Genomic DNA, 16,578 nt, shown 5'->3' with positions numbered 1-16,578 from the left:
CTGACGAGCAGCATGTCCCGAAGAGGCAACTGTTGGGATAATGCGGTGATTGAATCGTTTCATTCGAATTTGAAGTCTGAGGAGTTCCAGTACGTCAAGTTCAACTCGTTAAGTGACCATGAAGTGCGTGAGCGGGTGGACCATTACTTAACTTACTATAACGAAGAACGTATCCAAGAAAAATTAGGCTACCTCACACCGATAAAATATGGTGTGGTGGCAGCCTAATAAGGTGTTTTTATTAGTGTCTCATATAGCTAGGTCAGTCTACAGCTCCGTCTTGTTTTATTTTGTATCGTAATAGGCGTCGACGATCCGTTTCAGAGAACGGACGTTCAAATCGAGTGGTTGAAAGCCGGCATCGGCGAGCAACTGTTTCGTGTTCGCATCGGTGAAGCGGATATCACGGTCCAAGTACGGGTTGAACACTTTCACCATCTCGTTGAACGTCTCCTCGACCGAACTGAGCGACGACGTCGGCGTATCGGTGATCTTCAAGTGCGGGAAGGCGAGCGCCTCTTTCATGAACTCGAGCATGTCGGCGTTCCGTGGCGGTGTGTCGTTCGTGACGTTATAGATTGTGCTCGGGCGGGCGTGTTCAATCGCCGCGAACAGGACGTCCGCGACATAGTCGACCGGGACGAGGTTCGACGTCCCGGTCTCTGAACCGACGAGCCGAATCGGGCCTGACGGGGCCGCACGTCGCTCGAGGCGACGCTTGAACACTTCGAGTGCGCGCATGTACCCGTACATCGTGAACTTCGAGTCGGCCTCTCCGGTCTTTGAATCGCCGACGATGATCGCCGGTCGGAATATCGAGACGTCGAGTTCGTCTCGTGTCTCCCAGACGGCACGTTCGGCGTGGGCCTTGCTCTCCTCATAAGGGTTGTGGAACGTCTGGTTTGTATAGAGCGTCTCATGCCCGACTTCCTGCGCACCGAGCGTGTAGGCCGTGCTCACATGGAAGAATCGGGGGCATCCGAGCGCTTTCGCCAACTCGAGCGCTTGTTTTGTCCCGGTCAAGTTCGTCTCGAACAGTTCGTCACGAAGCGCTTCGTCGAATTTTACGAGTGCGGCCATATGCAGCACGAGGTCCACCTTCCCATGATTTCGCTCGATAAACGTCTCGTCCGCACCGAGGAGCGGCGCCGTCAAGTCACCGGCGAGCACTTCGATGGCCTCACGTTCTTTTGACGTAAAAACATGGGTGACTTTTTCGGGGGAGCGGGCGAGGACATAGAGGTGATGGCCTCGCGCAATCAATTCCTTTGCCAGCCGTCCCCCTAAAAATCCTGTTGCACCTGTCATAAAAATATTCACAGCGTTCTTCCTCTCTCGTTCAGTCTTTCTTCATCATACCAACAAGGAAGGTTTCAAGCTACTTTGATTCGTGTTTTCAAATTTGGGGTTTAACAATTTTTAAAGTGGGTTATGAACTAAAGAGAAGCGTACGAAACGGTACGTCATGACAGTGATGACCTGTCAAATAACTTAAGTGAGGTTTTTTAGAATCATGGCAAATCTATTCGGAACTGATAAGGATAGCTACAGGAAGCAACAAGCAGAGATTGAGAAAACGGTCGAAGAGAAAGGGATCACGCAAATCCATCTCTACTTCTCGGACGTCCTCGGCGATTTAAAGCTATTGACGCTGTCTGCAAAATTGTTGCCCGAAGTCTTTGAAGGGAAGACGATGTTCGACGGTTCATCCATCGACGGGTTCTCTTCCATCAAAAACTCAGACTTATTCTTACGCCCGGATTTAGATCGTCCACGGTACGAAAAAGACGGTGAAGAGAGAATCCTCGCCTTCTTCTGTGACGTTTGTACACCTGATGGGGAGCGGTATGAGTTCGATCCCCGGAACGTCTTGAAAGATGCGCTCGAGCGTGCTGCCCGGGATGGCTACTCGATTTTTGTCGGGGCTGAGCCGGAATTCTTCATCTTTGACGAGAACGGTGAATTCTATGACGAGGCTGGATACTTCTCGACTCGCTCAGAAGACAAAGGTTATGAGGTACGACAACATATCGCCAATCGCCTAAGCGAGGTCGGTTTCAATATCGAGGCGGTCCACCACGAAGTGGCACCCGCCCAGCACGAGATTGGCATCAAATATGACGATGCGCTCCATACAGCGGACAACATTCAATTCTTCAAAGAAATCGTCCAGCTCGCCGCACAAGAGAAAGGCGCGAAAGTGTCGTTCTTACCGAAACCGCTCCGCGATGTGAACGGGTCGGGGATGCACTTGAACATCTCGGTCTGGAAGAACGACAAAGATGGAAAACCGACCGAGAACGCGTTCGAGGAGCCGGATGCAGATTATGGATTGTCGACGACGGCCCGTCACTTCATCGAAGGGATTTTGAAGCATGCCCGGGCGACGGCCATCTTCACGAACCCGCTCCCAGAGTCGTATGAACGACTCGTCCCAGGTTTTGAGGCGCCGGTCAATATTTGCTGGAGCCCGTCGAACCGAAGCTCGATGATTCGAATCCCAGCATCGCGCGGCAGTGCGACACGCGTCGAAGTGCGAAACCCGGACCCAAGCGCGAACCCGTATTTGGCACTCGCGGCCCTTATTTATGCAGGTCTCGAAGGAATCGAGCAACAAATCGAACCGTCAGCACCGAACGAAGACGACTTGTTCGAATACTCGGCGAAGCAAATCGAGAGCCAAGGCATCGCCTCGCTCCCGGCGACGTTCCACGAGTCGATTCAATCGCTCAAGTCGGATAGCTTCCACAACTATTTCAACGAAGATTTGATCGATCGTTACTTGTCGCTCATCCAAGTGCGCAAATAACACGAAAGACGCCATTCCTCACACTGGAGGAATGGCGTCTTTTTAATGGATCCCGCGCATATAGCGTTTGATGACCGGTGCAAGGGCGAACAAGATGAGACTGAGGACGATAGCGGCGCCACCGATGATCCCAAAATAAATCATCTCATTCTCAGGTGAATAGAAGCGGACGAGCTGGGCGTTGATCCCTTGTGCGGCCGCGTTCGACAAGAACCAAAGTGACATCGTCTGGGCCGAGAAGGCGGCCGGCGCGAGTTTCGTCGTCGCCGATAGTCCGACCGGAGACAAGCTCAGCTCACCGAGAACGACGATGAAGTAACTAAGGACGAGCCAGAGCGGATTGACGAGCGTATTCGGCCCACCGAAGTAAGCCGGTAGCAAGATGACCAAGAAGCTGAGTCCGGCGAATAGAATCCCGAACGCGAACTTGACCGGGATGCTCGGCTCACGGTCGCCGAGCCGGACCCAAACCCAAGCGAACACCGGCGCAAGTAGGATGATGAAGAGCGGGTTGAGCGACTGGAACCACGCCGCCTTCAGTTCGAGGCCGAGGAAGTTCAAGTTTGTGCGTTGATCGGCGTAGTTCGCGAGGATCGTCGCCCCTTGCTCCTGGATCGCCCAGAACATGACCGAGGCGATGAAGAGCGGGATGTAGGCGATGATACGCGACCGCTCGATTTCGGTCGTCTTCGGACTGCGGTACATGACGATGAAGTAAATCGTCGGAATCGCGATCCCGAACACACCGACGAGTCCGATGAACGTGTTAATCGTGAACAGCCCGCGTGGAATCAAGACGGCGAGCAGTCCCCCGATTACGAGGACGGCGATGGTCGAATATTTGATTGCATTTCTCCGTTCTGAAGGCGTCAGTGGATTCGGCACATAAGAACCGGCGAGACCGAGGTTTCCTTTCTTCGTGACGATAAAGACGACAAGCCCGATGAACATTCCGACGGCGGCGAGGGCGAAGCCCCAATGGAAGCCGTAATCGGCCTGGACTTGACCGACGATGAGCGGGGAGATGAACGCCCCAAGGTTGATCCCCATATAGAAGATACTGAAACCAGCGTCCCGACGACGATCGGTCTCATGATACAAGTCGCCAACGATACTCGAGACGTTCGGTTTCAAGAGACCGGTCCCGATGACGATGAGTCCCATCGAGATGAACAAGAACGTCAGACTCCCAGGAACAGACAAGACGATATGGCCGAGCATGATGAACACGCCGCCATAGAATACGGCCCGTGACGTCCCGAAGACACGGTCGGCGAGCCAACCGCCGATGACGCCGGACATATAGACGAGCGCCCCGTACACCGACATGATCGACAAGGCGACGTTCCGGTCTAAGCCGAGTCCCCCTTCAGATACCTCGTAATACATATAGAAGACGAGGATGGCCCGCATCCCGTAATACGAGAAACGTTCCCAAAATTCAGTGAAGAACAACGTGAACAACCCTTTTGGCTGTCCGAAAAATCCTTTTTGTGGCACACTGTCCACGATTTTCTGTTTATCGATTCTTTCCATGAAAGATTCCTCCCAACTTTCATATCATAAAAAGAACCGTTATGTTTGTAAAGTAAAATTGAATCTCTGTTTCAAAATTTAATCCATTTGAAATGAAATCAAAAAACACACTAACCAACAAGGTTTAGTGTGTTTTACCGGTCAGGCCGTCTTCTGTTTCGCTTCTGCCGCCCGGACTTTGCGTCCGAGCTGCCAGTAGATGAGACCGGAGACGCAACTGGCGATGCCGACGAGGAGCAGCGCCACGTGCCCGGCGCCTCGGTTGAAGAACAAACTCGCGAACAGCGGCGCCGTCACACCGCCAATCAACCACTGGATGCTGGCGGCACCGTTGTAGGCCCCGCGCATATTCTCGGGCGCGATCATGGCGATGAACGTCTGCTGGACAGGCGACATGATCATCTCGCCGAGCGTGTAAAACGCATAGACGGCGAGGAGGACGGAGACGAGCATGAGATATGGCGTGCTGAGTGAATAGAGGAGACGCGGGACGACGGCGAGAAGCATCATGCCGACACCGAACACGGTCGCCCCGGCGAGCATGACGTTCCCGAACGGCTTCTGGCCGAGCTTCGAGGCGATCGGGAACTGGAACAAGACGACCATGATGCCGTTCAAGGCGAGCAAGTAAGCGAACGGGTTTTGCCGGTCCGTGAACGTCGGCAGCGACTCACGCAAGAAGAGCGGCAACATGCTCTCGACGATGGCGAACCCCATCGAGATGAAGATGCCGGCAAAGATGAAGACAAGGAAGACCCGGTCCTGGGCGAAGATGCGCAACACGTCTTGGTTCGACAACGTCTCGTGCTCGGTCGTCTCGGGCAACGTCTCACGGATGAACTTGGCTAGGACGAGTGCGTAGAGCCCGAACACGACCGCCGCCGCGAAAAAGATATACTGGCGGTCGAGAAAGAGGACGGCACTGCCGAGGAGCGGTCCGAACGCGGCCCCGATGTTGTGCCCCATCCGGAGTAGGCCGAACGCCTCGTTCAACTGTTCCGGCTCGGTCACGTCCGCGACCATGGCGCTCGCGGCCGGATGGAACAACGAATTCGTCAAGCCGAGCATCGCGTTCAAGAGCAGGAGCGGCCAGAACGTATCGGCGAAGGCGAAGCCGACGAGTGCGAGCGCATCCCCGACGATGGCCGTCATCATGACGGGCTTACGTCCGTAAAGGTCGGCGAGACGCCCGCCGACGACCGAGCCGATGAGCGCCATGATCGGTCCGGTCGCGAGGATGACCCCGACCTGGACGTAACTGTCGAGCTTGTCACTATAATAGAGGACGAGGAACGGGGCAATCATGAACATCATGACGCCGGTGATCGTCTCGCCGAGGAAACGGATCCAAATGTTGCGGTCGAGCCGCTTGAGTGATTGATACATACGGGTTCACCTGTTTCTGAGAAAGTAAAAAGGGACGAAGCGTGCGCGGAGGCATACTCGTCCCTTTGTCTACGCATGCCTCGAAAGACAGGCGGAACCGTTCGATTGTCACGAAAGTCAAGGCGCCTGTCTGTCAGTATGAAGTTTCGTCTGTAGTCCGTTCATGACTGACATGGGGCAGCCTCCTTTCTAATAGTTGTCTACAGCTAAACTGTATGACAGATTGTTTGAATGTGTCAACTTATTTTAGAGCAGTTCGTTCAAATTCTTTCGTGACAATCGATAGTCGATGAGACGTGACAGGATGACTTGAATCATCGCCGTCACAGGAACGCTGATGAACATGCCGACGAGGCCGAAGAGGCTGCCGCCGATGATGATCGACGTGATGACCCAAAACGGCGTGATCCCGACGCTGTCGCCGAGAATTTTAGGTCCGAGCCACAATCCATCGAACTGTTGCAATAAGAAGATGAACACGAGGACGAGGACGGCCGTGAACGGGTCGTAGAAGTATGTGATGATGAACGCCGGAATCATCCCGAGGAGCGGCCCGACATACGGGATGAAGTTTAAGATCCCGATGATGACCCCGAGCAAGAGGGCGTACGGTGCCCCGATGATGAGTAGACCGATGACGGCCATCACACCGATGATGAGACAGTCGAGCGATTTGCCGATGATGTAACGTTTGAAGATGTAATCCATCTCCTGGAAGATGTCAATCGTCGTCTTCGCCGTAGCGACAGGGAACAGCGCATACAACAGACGTTTGAACATCCGGGCGAACACTTCTTTGTCTTTCAATAGATAGATGGAGATGACAATCCCAATCAAGAAGTTGATGAGCGTCATCGTGAAGCTCGAGACGTAACTGACCGACGACAACACGGCCGTCTCGACCCAGCCCGAGTAACGCTCCTCGAACCGCTTGAAGTCGAGCGTCTGGGCGATCGTCTCATTGTAATCTTGCAAAAACGCATTCAACTGACCGACGAAGCCGTCAAGTTGCCGGATATAAAACGGCAACTCCTCGATGAGCGAGGCGACGCTCGAATAGATGCGTGGGAACAGCGTCACGGCCGAGATGACGAGCAGCCCGATGAACGTCACGTAGACGATCAAGAGGCCTTGGTATCGTTTCAACGAGAATCGCTCCTCCATATACGACAGCACCGTGTTCAACAAGAGGGCGATCGCGATCCCCATGATGACGGGGGTCAATAGTTGAAACGTATACTGCAACACGCGTGAAATCGTGTCCGGTTCGCTGATGACCCGCCATAAGACGAGTAAAATCAGGCCGATCACTGTTAGTTTCCAAATCAATTGCCGGTTTAGCTCCACGAGTCCAACCCCTCACCCTACATTTTTTTCAGAATAACGTTCTTCTTTTACTATGGCCGTTTTTTTTCAGGGTTTCAAGAGCACTTCGTCATTTTTCAAAATAAGGATTGACAGCAATGGGAACGTTTGGTTTACTTAAGGACATATTACACATAAATCGCATATAAACACTTTCTATCAAGAGAAGCGGAGGGACTGGCCCGATGAAGCTTCAGCAACAGATTGTTTCAATACTGTGCTAATTCCAGCAAGGTAACCTTGAGAGATGGGAAGGTGGTTGTTTGAATACGTCTGTATCTCGACACCCCTTTCCTCGGAAAGGGGTGTTTTTTGCATAGGAGGACCATCCATGGCAGACAGACGTTCAAACTTACTTAAGACTTTACCCCCACAGCACTTCGTCGGGCTCGCGAAAGAAGTGGCCGCGCTCGAACAGGCCGGGGCCGATATTATCCGGCTCGGGCAAGGCACGCCGGACTTGCCGACGCCGAAACCGATCTGCGAGGCGCTCGAGACGGCGCTCGCGAACCCGGAGACCCATCAGTACGGTCCGTTCCGTGGGCAAAGCCGATTGAAACAGGCGGTGTCGACGTTCTACTTGAACGAATATGGAGTCGACGTCGATGCCGAGACGGAAGTCGCGATTTTAATCGGGTCGAAATCGGGGCTGATCACGCTCCCACAATGTGTCCTTGAACCGGGGGAAGGCATCTTGCTCCCGAATCCGGGCTATCCGGATTATATATCGGGCGCACGGCTGGCCGGTTCGGTCGTGCATGACCTCGTCCTGACAGAAGCCAACGATTTTCTACCGGATTACAACTCGCTCGATACGCACGGGGCGCGGCTCATGTATTTGAACTATCCGAGCAATCCAACCGGCGCCGTCGCGACGCCACAATTCTTCGAGGACACGGTCCGTTTCGCCCGAGAGCAGGAACTGATGGTCGTCCACGACTTCGCCTATGGCAGCATCGGCTTTGACGGGCATGTGCCGCCGAGCTTCCTTCAAGCCGACGGGGCGAAAGAGGTCGGCATCGAAGTGTACACGATGTCGAAGGCGTTCAACATGTCCGGCTGGCGCGTCGCCTTCGCCGTCGGCAACAAAGACATCATCGAGGCGATCAACACGTATCAAGACCACGTCCATGTCAGCGTCTTCTCCGCGATTCAAGAAGCGGCCGTCGCCGCACTCGAGTCACCGAAGTCGGTTCGAGATGACTTGTCCCGTCTGTATGAGACGCGGCGCGACCGATTGGTGGACGGCCTGCACCAAGCCGGCTGGGACGTGACGGCCCCGAAAGGCTCGTTCTTCGTCTGGGCGAGAGTGCCGGAAGGCGATTCCGCCTCGTTCGCCAAAAAGCTGCTTCATGAGGCAGGCGTGGCCGTGACACCGGGCTATTTCTTCGGCACCGAAGGGGAGCGCTACGTGCGTTTCGGACTCGTCTCCCCGGAGCCGAAGATTGACGAGGCCGTCGAGCGTATCGAGCGGCTGTTCGCCGCCTATGAAGAGGTGCGGGCGTGATCCGTCAAGCCGTGCTCGAGTATGATCACGCCGCTGACGCGCTCGATCGTCTCGACGAACTGATCGGCGCTCGTTCGGTCCATGTGTTGCGCGGGCAAAACGGCTACCCGACCGTCGAACGGCTACTCCCTTCGATTCAAACCTATCCGGCAACGACGTTCCGAGGAGATTGCACGGATCGTGAGGCGGATCGCGTCGACCTCGACGGGGCGGACGTCCTCATCGCCGTCGGTGGCGGCAAGCTCGTCGACACGGCCAAACTCGTCGCCGTACGGAACGGCGTCCCGCTCATCGTCATCCCGACGCTCGCCTCCAACTGTGCGGCGTTCACCCCGCTCAGCGTCGTCTATCGCGACGACGGGAGCTATGACCGCTATGACGTCTTCCGGGTCGTCATCGAACGCGTCATCGTCGACGCCCGGGTCATCGCATCATCGCCGTATGATTATTATCGAGCCGGCGTCATCGACACGGTTGCGAAGTTTTATGAGGCCCGCTATTTGAGCGGGGACGCCTCGACCGATGCCGGCGTCGATGCCGGACTCGCGCTCTCCAAGCAATGTCATCGCCTGCTCGAGCTCGAATTGACCGAGACCGCCTTCCGCTCGTATGGGGAAGGGACGCGTTATGCGGTCGACCACGTTCTCGCCATCGGTGGGGCGGTCGGTGGGTTCGGCGACGCCGGGACACGGGTCGCCGTCGCGCACGCCGTCCATAACGCGCTCAGTCAGTTCGAGACGACGCATCCGTTCCTGCACGGGGACAAGGTCGGCTTCGGGTTGCTCGTCCAAGAATCGCTACGCGGCTCGGAAGACGTGGCTCGGCTTCGGGCGTGGCTCGAAACGGTTGAGGCCCCGACGACGCTCGAGGCGCTCGGTCTTTCGACGGACGAGATCCCGTTCCTCGTGGCAGCAGTCATGAGGGAGACGACGCTCCAACAGTTGCCTGAACCGATTGATTATGACTATTTGAAAATAATTCTTGAAAATTTGCAGAAAACTATTTACAAATAAAAGAATAATGAGTAAGATAAAGACAATTAAATTGAACGTTTGCTTATCAAGAGCGGTGGAGGGACTGGCCCTATGAAACCCGGCAACCAGATCGTAAGATCATGGTGCTAATTCCAACAGGCGGAAGCGTCTGGGAGATGAGCGTGTCCGACTTCGCTGTGTCGTGCCCGCCTCTCTTGATGAGTGGCGGGCTTTTCATATTAAAGGAGGAATCATTCAATGAACATCAAATCAAAATCAGTCCTTGCCGGGACATCGTTACTCGCCGCGATCGCGCTGTCAGCTTGCGGACAATCGGATGCGAGCGAGGCGCTCAGCAACGAGTCGATCACGATCGGTGTGACCGGGGGGCCGCACCAACAAATCGCCGAGGAAGTGAAGAAGCTCGCCGCCGAGGACGGGCTCGAGCTCGATATCAAGGTGTTCAACGACTACAATACCCCGAACGCCGCGCTCGCTGAAGGCAGCCTCGACGTGAACAGCTATCAGACGCTGTCGTTCCTCGAGCTCCAAAAAGCGGATAAGGGCTACAAGATTGACGACGTGTTCAAGACGGTCGCCTTCCCGATGGGGCTCTATTCGGACAAGCTGACCGATATCGACGAATTGAAAGAAGGCGACAAGGTCGCCGTGCCGAACGATCCGGCGAACGAACTCCGTGCGCTTCGCCTCTATGAGACGGCTGGTCTCATCACGCTCAAGGAGGGCTTGACGGACAAGGCGACGAAACGAGACATCGCCGAGAACCCGCTCAACCTCGAGTTCATCGAGCTCGAGGCGTCACAGCTCCCGACGCAACTTCCTGAGGTCGCGCTTGCCGCCATCAACACGAACTTCGCGATGGGTGCGGGGCTCTCGATCAACGAGGACGCCCTCTTCCATGAAGACACGGTCGACAACCCGTACCCGAACTACGTCGTTGTCCGGACCGACAACAAAGAAGACGAGGTCGTCGAGACGCTCAAGTCATACTACCACTCTGACGAGATTCGGACGTTCATCGAAGAGACGTTCAACGGCTCGATCGTCCCGGCATTTTAAGGAGGCACTATGATCGCACTCAAACAGATCAAGAAGACGTTCACCGTCAACAAAGGAACGGTCACGGCGCTCGATGACGTGTCGCTGACGATTGAAAAAGGTGAGATCTTCGGCATCATCGGGCGCAGCGGTGCCGGGAAGAGCACGCTCATCCGGATGATCAACCTGCTCGAACGCCCGACGTCGGGCCAGGTCGAGATCGAAGGACAGGACATCACGAAACTCGGCAAAAAGGAGCTCTCGAAGCTCCGGCACCGCATCGGGATGATCTTCCAACATTACAACTTGCTGAAGACGGCAACGGTCGAAGAAAACGTCGCCATCCCGCTCCGCCTTGAAGGGCTCGATAAAGAGACGATCCGACAGCGGGTCGACAAATACCTCGACATCGTCGGACTGACCGACCATCGCAAGCATTACCCGGAACAGCTCTCGGGCGGACAGAAGCAACGCGTCGCCATCGCCCGTGCCCTCGCGCACGAGCCGGATATTCTCCTCAGCGACGAGGCGACAAGCGCACTCGACCCAGAGACGACCGAGTCAATTCTCGACTTGTTGCTCGAGATTAACCGCGAGCTCGGCTTGACGATCTTCCTAATCACCCACGAGATGGAAGTCATCGAACGGATCTGTGACCGTGTCGCCGTCATCGACGGCGGCAAGATCGTCGAGGAAGGCGACGTGCTCGACGTGTTCGCCGACCCGGTCCACGCGACGACGCAGAAATTCTTGAAGACGAACCTCGACGTGCCGGAAGAAGTCGTCAAGGAACTGAGCACGCACGGCACGCTCGTCCACTTGTCGTTCATCGGCAGCCAGACCGAACAGGCCGTCCTCGCCCAGTTGACGAAGCGGTTCGGGCTCCTCCCGAACATCATCGGCGGCGGCATCAAGAAGTTGAAACGCGGGCTCGTCGGCAACCTGCTCATCCATCTCGACGGGGATGTCGACAAGACCGACCAAGCCGTCCGCTATCTCGAAGCGAGCGGCGTGAAAGTGAAGGAGGTGACGAACCATGCTACAGTTCTGGGCCGACTGGGGTGACTTGATTTGGACCGGTACGATTCAAACGCTGACGATGACAGGCATCGCCCTCGTCATCTCGACGTTCATCGGACTGCCGCTCGGGACGTTGCTCGTGTTGACGCGTCCGAGCGGGCGCCTGGCGAACCGTTACGTCTACGGCGCGCTCTCGAGCGTCATCAACGTGGTCCGTTCGATCCCGTTCATCATCCTATTGTTCTTCATCTTGCCGTTCACGCGGTTCATCATGGGGACGACGATCGGGGTACAAGGGGTGCTCCTCCCGCTCATCGTCTTCACGGCACCGTACATCGCACGTCTCATGGAGTCGGCGCTTCTCGAAGTCGACCGCGGCGTCGTCGAGGCGTACGAGGCGATGGGTATCTCGACACGGAAGATCATCTGGTACGTCCTCATCCGTGAGGCCCGCTCGTCGATCGTGCTCGGACTGACGATCGCGACGATCGGGTTGATCGGGGCGACCGCGATGGCCGGGCTCGTCGGGGCGGGTGGCCTCGGAGACATCGCCTATCAGTACGGCCATCTCCGCTTCGAGCCGGAAGTCATGTACGTGACGATCTTCGTCTTGATTTTGCTCGTCCAATCGATTCAATCGTTCGGAAACCGCTTGGCGGCCCGACTCAAGAAGGCATAATAAAAAGAGCGCTGCTGCGGCAGGGCTCTTACTTGTTGTCGAGCAGACGTTTCAGCTCGGCGATTCGGTCATGGCGCGGGATGAACGTCCGGATCTCTTTCTCGCTAAACCCGATTTGAATCCGATTGTCGTCGACGACAATCGGGCTCTTCAAAATCTGAGGGTGCGAGGCGACGAAACTATACAGTTCTCGGAGCGACATCTCATCGAGCTGGTCGGCGGCCTGTTTGTACACGCTTTTTTGGACGGACAACAGGTCGGTCGTCCCGTTCTCGGTAAGGCGGAGCATGTCTTTGAACTCGTTGAACGACATCCCTTGGTCAGTCAATTTCTTCTCGATGAACGGGATGTTCTGTTCACGTAACCAATCAATCGTCTTGCGGGAAGAACTGCAGCTAGTATGTGTGAATACGGTGACCGTCACCACAACCACTTCTCCTTTGCGTCAAGTTGGATAGTTCTATTTTCTATCATTCATACGTCATGTAGCGGAATATGTTTCAAATCACATAGACTTTTTTCTCGTCTACTAAGGAATGATGTCCCTATCGGAAGGGTACATGACGAAAGAGACTATATTTTAAAGAGGAGTTCATATGTTCGATTATACGGTTACGACGGATCAATCAGTCGCAGACGTCGTCGAGAAGCTGAAAGGGACGCTCAAAGAAGAAGAGTTCGGCGTCCTTTGGGACTTTGACCTCAGGGCGACGCTTGAAGAGAAAGGGCAGGCAATCGACGGGGACTATCGCATCCTCGAGGTGTGCAACCCGGAGGAAGCGAAGAAAGTGTTGACGGCGCATCGCGAGGGCGGCTATTTCCTTCCATGTAAACTAGCCGTCTTCACGAAAGACGGGGCGACGCATGTCGGCATGCCGAAGCCGACGAGATTGATCGAGCTGATTGAGGACGATTCACTCCAAGTCATCGCACGAGACGTCGAGACTCGACTGATACGCGCCATCGATAACAGCATCTGAACGGATCACCCGCTACTATGGCGGGTTTTCTTATGTCATTGAAAGTAAGTAAATGGTAAAATTGGATTATCAAACAAAAAGGGGCGGTACGATTGAAGCCGAAGTTGATTGTAATCGCGATGAGCATGCTCGTCCTCTCGGGGTGTGGGGACGAGCGCGACAGCGCACTGAAATTAGATTATATCGATGAACATTGGATCGTCGGACATTATTCGCTAAATCAGAAGGCAACGGCGGACGTCGGTACGGTACTCGAGGCGTGTACGGGGGACTTGACGACGACACTCGAGGGCGAACTGACCGTGCACGACACGATCGTGGTGAGTCGTCCGCCGTTCACGAACGCAGGTGATGACTTTATGTATAAGGCGGTCACGTATGTGGAAGGGGACCGACTGTACGCGGTCTGCCGGGACATGGTCTCGCCGAATCTCCAGGCCGAAGTCGTTCCATCGTTCCCTGAACAAGTCGTCACTTCCCAACCGGTCGACCGGGCGCCGGTCGTGTTACCGATCTCAGCATCGGCCAAGAGAGCGTTCCTCGAAGCGGATGTGTTGCAGGACCATCCGTTCAAGCTCGAGCCGTTCGGTGATGCCGTGTTCGCGTTCTCGCAGGCGCTCTACGGTGAAATCGAGATTGCGATCGACGGCTGGCCAACGTTGTTCCCGCTACATATATTCGAACCGGCGTCCGTAGGGATCGGTGACATCCAGATGATGTTCGCGTCAAGCGAGAGTGAGTCGTTGCCTTATATCTTGATGCGTTACGGGGACGGACACATCTCTTCCCAACCACTCGAGGTGACGTTCGATGCGACGAAGCCGGCCCCTCGGTTCGAGTCGCTCGAGGTCGAACGGCTACCGATCGACACGGATGTCCTCATCCCGGACATTTCGTACCCCATCTTTGCATTTCATTATGAAAAGGACGGGAAGCGTGAGACGTCCGAAGTGACGTTGACGTATCGGGAGGGGACGTTCGACACCGAAGAAGACCGAGACTTGAGGCAGCGATTCGCAGACGAACAGTTGGCGATTCGGGGCGCGGAGCCGTATGTCTACGTCCATAAAAAACCGTTCAATTTTGATGAGACGCTCGCCTATCCGGATGTCCTCAAGGCGGCCGGCACCGATGTGGATGAGCTGATCGAGGCCATCAAGCTAGCCGAGCCCGTCAAACGGAACGGCGAGACGGGGGAGTACACACGCTTGACGATCGTGGACGGCTTGAAAGGACAGCAGTTCGCCATCTCGTTCAAACAACGGTCGAAGAAGCGTGACGTGTACATCACGGACCTCTTATCGGAACAGACGTATAAACTGACGAGCGGAGGGGCCGAGACATTCTTCTCGTACTTCCCTCAAGTGAGAGAGTGAGTGGCAGGATGAATCAAGGAAGAAGAAAATCTAATAAGCTGTTTGTAAGTGGCATCGGACTCATCGTTTTGCTGACTGGTTGTGCTGAATCGGAAGATGTCGTGCAATATGATTATGTCGCGTCCCACTGGACGGCCGAACGTGTGGCGATGGATGAATCGGTCCAACAAGTCGACCCGAAAACAATCCTCACACAATGCGAGGAGCAGGAGCTCGTCTCTGAAATCGAGGGGGATGCTTTAACGATGCTCGGGATCGCCTATGCGACTCGAATGCCATTCACTGAGCAAAACGGAACGACGTACGCGTTCACCCAAGTCGCATATGTTGAAGGGGAGTCGCTCTATGCGCTCTGCCAATCCAATCATCTCGAAGGCTATCGGGCCATCAAGCTAAAGACCCGTCCTGATTTTCTGAAAGACGAAGAAGGAATCGAAGTACCAATGCTTCCTCAAATCGAATCGGGCACGGACGAGGCACGGGATGCGATCCGCTCCAACCGTTTCCATTATATGAATTAACGTTTGAGATAGACGGGCAAAACGTCACGAAAACGCTGTCGATTCGCTTTCAACCCAACGCCCTGTTACGAGAACCATCAGAAGTCGAACCGGAATCAATGGCCTATCTCCATCGATATCCGTATGAACCGAACGTGTCGTTTCATTACCCGGATGCGATCAGTCTCGGCCATGATGCACAGGAGCGACTGCTTGGAGCGCTCAATGAAGCGAGGCCGACGAAGCGGGTCGGGGAGTCCGGCGCGTACAACTATTTGACGCTATTTCAAGGGAACCGTGGCCAACAGTTCGAGCTATCCTATCATAAAAGGTCGAGTAAGGTTGATGTTTATATAGAGGAGATTGACACAGAACGTCAATTCAAGCTGACGAGTGAAGGGGCTGAGACGTTCCAGGACGTATTCCCCCAAGCGTTCGAATGAAGAGACAACTAGTGCGTGGAACCATCTGGAACAGCCGATTGCGGGTGTTCCTTTCTTTTTTTGCTGACAGGACACCACATGGTAAATACTTTAAATTCAAGATATTGACCATCCGTTGAAAAAGGTGCTAGCCGGGACTTTTCGCACACGTTACACTGAAATTCCAACGCATTAAAGGAATAAAGTCCTAAAATAAATCAACATATGAAGGTGGGAATAATCGGAATGTCACCAGCGGTTTCAGCGCTGCCGACAAAATCGAGCGGGTCGACGCTCGCGGTGAATCGATTTGGCTCGAGGCGATGTATATGCCCATCTTCGAAGGGGACGAAGTCGTCGGGGTCGTCAAAATCGCCTCGGACATCACGGAGCGGCAGTTGACGATCGAACGGTATGCCAGAACGTTCCGGGACATGGCCGGGGACTTGGATGAACGTGCCCGGAGCGGGATGGAAGAGAGCCATCATTTGAAACAGACGATCGAACGGCTCGAACGAGACGCCTCCGTCAACTTGACAACGCTCGGCAAACTCCAAGACCAAGCCAGTGAAATCACAAAAATCGCGAGCACGATAAAAGAGATTGCCGCCCAGACGAACCTGTTGTCGCTGAACGCTGCCATCGAGGCGGCACGGGCCGGGGAACACGGCCTCGGGTTCAACGTCGTCGCGACCGAGGTCCGGAACTTGTCACGCCTCGTCGAACGGGCCGTCATCGAGGTCCGGGCGAACACGGACGGGATGAACCGAAAATTGACCTCCATCGTCGACGGCGTCTCACGCTCGAACGAAGACATCCACGCGAGCGTCACCATCATGGAAGACACGTTGCGGCGCTTCGCGAGCATCGAGCAATCAGCCGATTCGTTGAACGGGACGACAGAGGCGTTCACGGGTGCCATATAAAAAACCAATCGACATGGGCGAAAGCCTCGGTCGAGGGCA

The 16,578-nt window shown here is 55.0% G+C and carries 17 protein-coding genes and 2 riboswitches; of the genes, 12 read left to right on the top strand and 5 right to left on the bottom strand.

Features of this window, described 5'->3' with window-relative positions; all coding sequences use genetic code 11:
* Nucleotides 1–228: integrase core domain-containing protein (locus DI14_RS10080; protein ID WP_034808158.1), on the top strand; the 228-nt coding region annotated here is incomplete at its 5' end.
* 57 nt (nt 229–285) lie between these two features.
* Here DI14_RS10080 and DI14_RS10075 read toward each other — a convergent pair.
* The gene (locus tag DI14_RS10075) at nt 286–1,320 is read right to left on the bottom strand and encodes an SDR family oxidoreductase (protein WP_034808152.1); all 1,035 of its coding nucleotides are present in this window, start codon (nt 1,318–1,320) and stop codon (nt 286–288) included.
* Nucleotides 1,321–1,513: 193 nt separating this feature from the next.
* Between DI14_RS10075 and DI14_RS10070 the strand changes: the two genes are divergently transcribed.
* On the top strand, nt 1,514–2,809 hold the full coding sequence (locus DI14_RS10070; RefSeq protein ID WP_034808150.1) for a glutamine synthetase family protein: 1,296 nt from the start codon (nt 1,514–1,516) through the stop codon (nt 2,807–2,809).
* A gap of 42 nt (nt 2,810–2,851) precedes the next feature.
* On the opposite strand, the gene DI14_RS10065 is transcribed toward DI14_RS10070, so the two are convergent.
* The 3 genes from DI14_RS10065 to DI14_RS10055 all read right to left on the bottom strand — a co-directional run bounded on the left by DI14_RS10065 (nt 2,852) and on the right by DI14_RS10055 (nt 7,078).
* Nucleotides 2,852–4,345: a peptide MFS transporter gene (locus DI14_RS10065; protein WP_034808148.1), complete on the bottom strand. Its 1,494-nt coding sequence runs from the start codon at nt 4,343–4,345 to the stop codon at nt 2,852–2,854.
* A 141-nt stretch (nt 4,346–4,486) separates the two neighbouring features.
* Nucleotides 4,487–5,731: an MFS transporter gene (locus DI14_RS10060; RefSeq protein WP_034808146.1), complete on the bottom strand. Its 1,245-nt coding sequence runs from the start codon at nt 5,729–5,731 to the stop codon at nt 4,487–4,489.
* A gap of 246 nt (nt 5,732–5,977) precedes the next feature.
* Entirely contained in the window at nt 5,978–7,078 is a 1,101-nt protein-coding gene (locus DI14_RS10055) for an AI-2E family transporter (protein WP_034808144.1), read from the bottom strand.
* 171 nt (nt 7,079–7,249) lie between these two features.
* Nucleotides 7,250–7,350, top strand: a riboswitch (SAM riboswitch).
* 77 nt (nt 7,351–7,427) lie between these two features.
* Between DI14_RS10055 and DI14_RS10050 the strand changes: the two genes are divergently transcribed.
* The 5 genes from DI14_RS10050 (at nt 7,428) to DI14_RS10030 (ending at nt 12,335) form a co-directional block, all read left to right on the top strand.
* On the top strand, nt 7,428–8,603 hold the full coding sequence (locus DI14_RS10050) for an aminotransferase class I/II-fold pyridoxal phosphate-dependent enzyme (protein WP_034808143.1): 1,176 nt from the start codon (nt 7,428–7,430) through the stop codon (nt 8,601–8,603).
* Nucleotides 8,600–9,616 carry an iron-containing alcohol dehydrogenase family protein gene (locus DI14_RS10045; protein ID WP_034808141.1) on the top strand — a complete coding sequence of 339 codons (1,017 nt, stop codon included), beginning with the start codon at nt 8,600–8,602 and terminating at the stop codon, nt 9,614–9,616. The genes DI14_RS10050 and DI14_RS10045 overlap by 4 nt, the downstream gene beginning before the upstream one ends.
* A 40-nt stretch (nt 9,617–9,656) precedes the next feature.
* A riboswitch (SAM riboswitch) is annotated at nt 9,657–9,760 on the top strand.
* Between the two features lie 75 nt (nt 9,761–9,835).
* Nucleotides 9,836–10,657 (top strand): MetQ/NlpA family ABC transporter substrate-binding protein, encoded by an 822-nt coding sequence (locus DI14_RS10040; RefSeq protein WP_034808138.1) that lies wholly within the window; start codon nt 9,836–9,838, stop codon nt 10,655–10,657.
* Nucleotides 10,658–10,666: 9 nt separating this feature from the next.
* Nucleotides 10,667–11,701 (top strand): methionine ABC transporter ATP-binding protein, encoded by a 1,035-nt coding sequence (locus DI14_RS10035; protein ID WP_034808135.1) that lies wholly within the window; start codon nt 10,667–10,669, stop codon nt 11,699–11,701.
* Nucleotides 11,673–12,335: a methionine ABC transporter permease gene (locus DI14_RS10030; protein WP_034808133.1), complete on the top strand. Its 663-nt coding sequence runs from the start codon at nt 11,673–11,675 to the stop codon at nt 12,333–12,335. Before DI14_RS10035 ends, DI14_RS10030 begins: the two co-directional genes overlap by 29 nt.
* A gap of 28 nt (nt 12,336–12,363) precedes the next feature.
* Here DI14_RS10030 and DI14_RS10025 read toward each other — a convergent pair whose 3' ends face one another.
* The gene (locus DI14_RS10025) at nt 12,364–12,762 is read right to left on the bottom strand and encodes a Spx/MgsR family RNA polymerase-binding regulatory protein (RefSeq protein ID WP_235193442.1); all 399 of its coding nucleotides are present in this window, start codon (nt 12,760–12,762) and stop codon (nt 12,364–12,366) included.
* A gap of 169 nt (nt 12,763–12,931) precedes the next feature.
* On the opposite strand from DI14_RS10025, the gene DI14_RS10020 reads away from it, so the two are divergent.
* The 5 genes from DI14_RS10020 to DI14_RS10000 all read left to right on the top strand — a co-directional run bounded on the left by DI14_RS10020 (nt 12,932) and on the right by DI14_RS10000 (nt 16,539).
* Complete coding sequence (locus tag DI14_RS10020; protein ID WP_034808130.1) at nt 12,932–13,315, top strand: DUF302 domain-containing protein; 384 nt, start codon at nt 12,932–12,934, stop codon at nt 13,313–13,315.
* A 92-nt stretch (nt 13,316–13,407) separates the two neighbouring features.
* On the top strand, nt 13,408–14,691 hold the full coding sequence (locus DI14_RS10015; protein WP_034808129.1) for a hypothetical protein: 1,284 nt from the start codon (nt 13,408–13,410) through the stop codon (nt 14,689–14,691).
* An 8-nt stretch (nt 14,692–14,699) separates the two neighbouring features.
* On the top strand, nt 14,700–15,212 hold the full coding sequence (locus DI14_RS10010; RefSeq protein WP_152545899.1) for a hypothetical protein: 513 nt from the start codon (nt 14,700–14,702) through the stop codon (nt 15,210–15,212).
* Between the two features lie 98 nt (nt 15,213–15,310).
* The gene (locus DI14_RS10005) at nt 15,311–15,634 is read left to right on the top strand and encodes a hypothetical protein (RefSeq protein ID WP_034808124.1); all 324 of its coding nucleotides are present in this window, start codon (nt 15,311–15,313) and stop codon (nt 15,632–15,634) included.
* A 308-nt stretch (nt 15,635–15,942) separates the two neighbouring features.
* Nucleotides 15,943–16,539, top strand: coding sequence for a methyl-accepting chemotaxis protein (locus DI14_RS10000; RefSeq protein WP_304413046.1), 597 nt, complete (start codon nt 15,943–15,945; stop codon nt 16,537–16,539).
* The last annotated feature ends 39 nt before the right edge of the window (nt 16,540–16,578 follow it).

It is taken from the genome of Exiguobacterium sp. AB2, assembly GCF_000696055.1.
In the GTDB taxonomy this organism is placed as follows: domain Bacteria; phylum Bacillota; class Bacilli; order Exiguobacteriales; family Exiguobacteriaceae; genus Exiguobacterium; species Exiguobacterium alkaliphilum.
This window is presented reverse-complemented; position numbering and strand designations above follow the sequence as displayed.

Excerpts from the sequence above, each read along its gene's own strand:
- DI14_RS10000 (WP_304413046.1), top strand. The coding sequence starts at position 15,943 with ATGCCCATCTTCGAAGGGGACGAAGTCGTCGGGGTCGTCAAAATCGCC.
- DI14_RS10035 (WP_034808135.1), top strand. The coding sequence starts at position 10,667 with ATGATCGCACTCAAACAGATCAAGAAGACGTTCACCGTCAACAAAGGA.
- DI14_RS10050 (WP_034808143.1), top strand. The coding sequence starts at position 7,428 with ATGGCAGACAGACGTTCAAACTTACTTAAGACTTTACCCCCACAGCAC.
- DI14_RS10065 (WP_034808148.1), bottom strand. The coding sequence starts at position 4,345 with ATGGAAAGAATCGATAAACAGAAAATCGTGGACAGTGTGCCACAAAAA.
- DI14_RS10020 (WP_034808130.1), top strand. The coding sequence starts at position 12,932 with ATGTTCGATTATACGGTTACGACGGATCAATCAGTCGCAGACGTCGTC.
- DI14_RS10060 (WP_034808146.1), bottom strand. The coding sequence starts at position 5,731 with ATGTATCAATCACTCAAGCGGCTCGACCGCAACATTTGGATCCGTTTC.
- DI14_RS10005 (WP_034808124.1), top strand. The coding sequence starts at position 15,311 with ATGGCCTATCTCCATCGATATCCGTATGAACCGAACGTGTCGTTTCAT.
- DI14_RS10070 (WP_034808150.1), top strand. The coding sequence starts at position 1,514 with ATGGCAAATCTATTCGGAACTGATAAGGATAGCTACAGGAAGCAACAA.
- DI14_RS10010 (WP_152545899.1), top strand. The coding sequence starts at position 14,700 with ATGAATCAAGGAAGAAGAAAATCTAATAAGCTGTTTGTAAGTGGCATC.
- DI14_RS10030 (WP_034808133.1), top strand. The coding sequence starts at position 11,673 with ATGCTACAGTTCTGGGCCGACTGGGGTGACTTGATTTGGACCGGTACG.
- DI14_RS10040 (WP_034808138.1), top strand. The coding sequence starts at position 9,836 with ATGAACATCAAATCAAAATCAGTCCTTGCCGGGACATCGTTACTCGCC.